Consider the following 4,666-nt stretch of genomic DNA (forward strand, 5'->3'; position numbering starts at 1 on the left):
GAGCACCGCCATCGAGGGGGTTGCCGTCGGCGATTTGGACACGGCCGCGCCGGCGGGAGAGACCCACAACGTCGTCGTCGGCAACCGCTTGTTGCAGGTCGACCTCAGGGACGGGGTGTGGTTCGGTCCCGGCATCCCGGCACCGGAGTCGAGCATCGTCGACGTCGACGGCGAGATCTACGTGGCAGACCCGGGCGGCCTTCCGCTGTTGGCCTCCGTTGGCGGGGGAGGCCCGATCCCGGTTCCGACCGATGGCCGTCCCTTGTCGAGGGCGCTGTCGAACATGGGGACCCGGCTACTGCTGTCGGTCCAAGACGGCGCCGGGTTCAGGATCATCGCCGTTGACGTGGGAGCCGAGGCGCCGGCGTGGTCGTGGGCACCGGTGGACGCCCTCGGCACGGTCGCCGAACCCCTGATCGCCTTCGCGTCGCCAACGGGCGAGTACGCCGTCGTGTCGCTCACCCAGGACGACACGAGGGTCGCCACGCTGTTCGACGTCGGCGGGCGGATGATCGCCGGTTTCGGCACGGGCCGAGAGCTTGTTCCGACCGCCGGTGTGTTCGCCGGCTGGTTCGACGCAACCCACGTGGCGTACATCACCGCCACGGCGTCGACGGTCTCCGTGAGCACGCTCGACGTCACCGACCTCACTTCGAGCGTCATCGCCGAGCTGGCGGCCGACGAGGAGCTCCGCCAGGTCTGGGCCGCCGGCGACGGTCGCCACATCGCCACCGTGAGCCAGCCGGACACGATCCTCCACGATGTCGAGTCCGAGACGAATCATCTCCTGTCCCGAAACTGCGAGCTCGGCTTCATAGGAGGCCCGAGTCTGTAGCCCGCCAGGGTGCGCCCGACTCGGCCGTTTGCGGGATCTGGTGTGGTGAGCGCTGGCGCGACTACTCGGCTTGTGGCTCCTCGGCGGGGGCTGGCTCGCCGGGTTGGCCGTTGCCGGCGGAGTCGATGGCAGGCTTCGTGCCCCCATTGCCCATCGCCGAGCGGCGCTCCTCGGGGAGCATGGCGCGGGTGACGTCCGGGTCGATCTTCCCGTAGCCGGTCGGGCGGGACTTCGTGAGCGAGCCGGAGTCCGTGCCGACCACCTCGCCGATGTCGGTGCCGGAGATTGTCTTGCGCTCCTGGAGGAGCATCGCCACCGCGAGAACCTCTTCCTTGTACTCCTCGAGGAGCTCGGCGGTCTCCTCGTAGAGCGCCTGGAGGCGCTTCTCGACCTGGGCGCGCATCGACCTGACGATCTTGCCGGTCTTGTCCGGCGGCTGGTCGAGGAGGCCCTGGGGGAGCCCGGCCATCGAGGCGATCGTGTCGCCCATTCCCCACATGCCGACCATCCGGCTGACGACGGCGGTGGCGTTGCGGAGGTCGCCGCCGACGCCGGACGAGTTGTCACCCTCGAAGAAGATCCGCTCGCCGACGAGCGAGGCGAGCGACACCTTGATGTCGACCTCCATCTCCGACATCCATGAGGTGAACCGGTCCTCGAGCGGGATGCCGGACACGAATCCGCCGATGTCGCCGCGGCGTTCGATCGTGGCGATGTCGATCTCGGCGTGGGTGCGGAGCAGGTGGGCGGCGACGGCGTGGGAGGCCTCGTGGATGGCGACGGCGAATCCCTCACGATCGACGTACTCGAAGCCTTCGGCCGGGCCCATCTCCTTGAGTGTCTTGGCCTTCCACACGTCCTGCCACTCGACGACCTCGCGATCGTCGCGCATGCTCAGGATGAGCGCCTCGTTGACGAGATCCTTGATCTTGGCGCCCGTGTAGTAGGGCGTCTTGACGGCGAGCTCTTCGATCTGCTCGGGCAGCAGCCGGTGCTGGATCTTGTGGAAGTAGCCGTGCAGCGTGGCGACGCGCCCCTCCTTGGTGGGGTAACCGACCTTGTAGATCCGGTCGAGGCGCCCGGGACGGAGCAACGCCGGGTCGAGGGCGTTCGGCATGTTGGACGCCATCATGATGAAGATGCGGTACTTCGGCGGCGGCTTCGGCTTGACGCCGAGCGCCTTGCGGACCCGGTTGGAGATGCCGCGTGGCTGCTTGAGGCCCGACATCTCGGTGAGGAGCGCCTGGAGCGTGCCCATGCCGCCGCCTCCGCCTCCCATGCCTCCCATGATGATGCGGTCGATGAAGCGGGGATGCGGCGTCTCGTCCGGGACGGCTTCGATGCCGTACTCGTCTGCGAGCAGGTCGGCGACGTGGGGCCCCATGTAGGCGATGCCGTTGCACGACATCTCCTTGCGGAGCGCCTCGTAGGGCTGGCCGACTCCGCCCTGCGAGAGGCTGCCTCGGGAGCCGAGTGAGTCGGCCTCGTCGAAGAAAGCGACCACGCCGCCGTGGCGCAGCGACAGCTTGCGCAGCTTCCGGAACAGGCCTTTCACCTTGAGGATCCCGACCCCGAAGAACATGTTCGTGAAGGCGCCGGGCTCGACGAACACGAACGGCACGCCGACCTCACCCGCAGTGGCTTCCGCAATCAGCGTCTTGCCGGTGCCCGGAGGGCCCCAGAGCAGGATGCCGCCGGGGACGTACCCGCCTTTCGCCTCGATCTCGTCCGGCTTCTCGAGGAAGCCCATGTTCTCCCGGACCAGATCGACGACGTGGTCCTGGCCCCACACGTCCTCGTACCTGGTCTCGATCTCCTCCGGCATGATGTACTTCACGCCGCCTCGGGACAGGAACCAGAACAGCATTGCGAACTGGGCAACGACGAAGAACATGACGAACAGGAACTGGGCGATGGAGGCGAGGTTCGACACGAACCAGCGAGGCATGCCGATCAATGCCTCGACGGGAGAGTTCCACTCGTCCGAGAGATAGTTGGCGATGACGCCGACGATCAACAGGTAGAAGGTGATACGGACATAGCGTCCGACCCTGAAGCGGAACCATGGGCTGAAGCGACGCTGCGTAGACCGCTCGATCCGGCCGAAGACCTTGTCTCCCCAGAACCGGTTGTACCGGTTGGATTGCTCGGAGACGTAGTAGTGGATCTGGCGGAGCCCTTCGAAGAAGAGGACGATCGGCAGCCACCACAAGGCGCTCAATGTCTCGCCGAACGCCTCACTCGGCGTTATGAAGGGGGCGTTGACCTTCGAGATGAACGACGCGGTGAAGAGGGCGATGAGGATGGTCGAGATCTTGAAGCGATCCCAGGCGTCCATCCGCCTCCGGTAACCCTCGCGGGTGTTCTTCACTGCCTGGTGTTCACGAGCCATGAGTCGACCACCTCGAGTATTCGGTCACGGTAGGTCTCGAAGCAGGCTATCGAGCAACCCGCTGCCATGGTGTATATGCGGGAGTCGTCCGGATTCGTGACCGAGATGTAGTAGGCGATCCCCTGATCCTCCGACTCCTGGGCTTGGAACGAGACGAATCGTCGGATCCCCTCGTACCCGGTGTCGAACCGGAAGTCCTCCGCGATACCGCTGTTCGTGCTGGTGGTGTAAGCCTGGGTGTGGATCACGGCGCTCTCGAGGAGGTTCCTCGAGAGGAGGTCGCGCTCGCCTGAGCCGACGGCGCGGATCACCATGGATCCGACCGGGTACTCGGCGTTCGAGATGGCGACGTCGAGGTTGGCGACGTCACGACCGGTCGCCCCGTCGAATCCGACCTTGGAGACGACGGAGAGCTGGGTGCCGAAGTCCGTGACGAACGGGAGCGTCGGCACGGCCGTCAGCTCGTCGGCCTCGTAGAGATGCCACTCGCGGGGGATCTCGAAGATGGCGGACTGGTTGGGGTCCTCATACTCGAGAGACGTCGATGTCCCGCCGCCACAAGCCACGGCCAGCATGAGGAGAGCAGCAGGCAGCCGCCGGACCCGGCCGGCCATCGGCGAGCGACGCTCCATCCCCATTCCTTCGGTGTGACCCGTGTGGCAGTTGACGATAATCGGTCGTCATTGGTACGAACGACGACCCTCGCCGGTTCTTCGGAGCGCCGCCGCAGGGGGATTGGCCGGCGTCAGGATCTCATCCACGGGCCGAACGTCAAGCCTTCCCCGCGGCCGACGCAAGGCTCGTCGATCGCCGTGAAGATCAGGAAGCGCTCGACCCCGACCTCGCGAATGCGGAGGGCGTATGCGCCGATCATCCCTGGGCAATCCTCGGTGTCGACCGTGAACACGCCGTCGGTGAGCTCGAACGTGCCGGCGAGGGCTCCGTCCCCGTCCAGGTTGCCGACCTCGCCGTCCGCATAGTGGAACTCGAGGGCATCCGTCAGCCGCAGGAACTCCGGCCCGTGTTCGCTGCTCTCACGACTCCACTGCCCGGCCAGGACATCGAGAGTGACAACGGGCGGGCGCGTCGTCGTGGCCGCAACGGTGGTCGTGGGTGCGACCGTCGTGGTTGTCGCCATGGTCGTCGTGGTGCTGGATGCCACGACAGTGCTCGTCGTCGGAATCGACATGGTCGTCGCCGCAGGCTCCGAGGCGTCCCCGCACGCAGCGATCGCGATCGACAAGATCACGGCGAACCGACCGATCGCTGACAACCCCCAGGTCAAGACCCGCAACACCACCGCCGACCCCAGGCCGATGGGGAAGCGGCGGGTGGTGTGGCGGTTGGCCCCCCTCGGCTCGGTCCCTGGCGGGACGCGCGCCGATCCCCCGGGGACCGGGGGATTGCGTGGAGGGTGGCCGCGGCGGAGCCTCCTCGGC

General features: G+C 66.7%; 5 protein-coding genes. 2 read left to right on the forward strand and 3 right to left on the reverse strand.

What is annotated here, in order from left to right:
* Nucleotides 1-835, forward strand: an 835-nt coding sequence (locus tag VGC47_07620) for a hypothetical protein (protein HEX9855165.1), incomplete at its 5' end; no start/stop codon positions are given.
* A 61-nt stretch (nt 836-896) separates the two neighbouring features.
* Here the strand turns inward: VGC47_07620 and VGC47_07625 are convergent.
* The 3 genes from VGC47_07625 to VGC47_07635 form a co-directional block, all read right to left on the reverse strand.
* On the reverse strand, nt 897-3,227 hold the full coding sequence (locus tag VGC47_07625; protein ID HEX9855166.1) for an AAA family ATPase: 2,331 nt from the start codon (nt 3,225-3,227) through the stop codon (nt 897-899).
* Entirely contained in the window at nt 3,203-3,859 is a 657-nt protein-coding gene (locus VGC47_07630) for a hypothetical protein (protein HEX9855167.1), read from the reverse strand. Before VGC47_07630 ends, VGC47_07625 begins: the two co-directional genes overlap by 25 nt.
* 113 nt (nt 3,860-3,972) lie before the next feature.
* Nucleotides 3,973-4,389 carry a hypothetical protein gene (locus VGC47_07635; GenBank protein ID HEX9855168.1) on the reverse strand — a complete coding sequence of 139 codons (417 nt, stop codon included), beginning with the start codon at nt 4,387-4,389 and terminating at the stop codon, nt 3,973-3,975.
* On the opposite strand from VGC47_07635, the gene VGC47_07640 reads away from it, so the two are divergent.
* A partial coding sequence (locus tag VGC47_07640) for a hypothetical protein (protein ID HEX9855169.1) occupies nt 4,364-4,666 on the forward strand: 303 nt, incomplete at its 3' end. The two genes, VGC47_07635 and VGC47_07640, sit on opposite strands and share 26 nt — an antisense overlap.

It is taken from the genome of Acidimicrobiia bacterium (assembly GCA_036396535.1).
In the GTDB taxonomy this organism is placed as follows: domain Bacteria; phylum Actinomycetota; class Acidimicrobiia; order Spongiisociales; family UBA5794; genus DASWKR01.

Coding starts and splice junctions, on each gene's coding strand:
- VGC47_07625 (HEX9855166.1), bottom strand. CDS start 3,227: ATGGCTCGTGAACACCAGGCAGTGAAGAACACCCGCGAGGGTTACCGG.
- VGC47_07630 (HEX9855167.1), bottom strand. CDS start 3,859: ATGGAGCGTCGCTCGCCGATGGCCGGCCGGGTCCGGCGGCTGCCTGCT.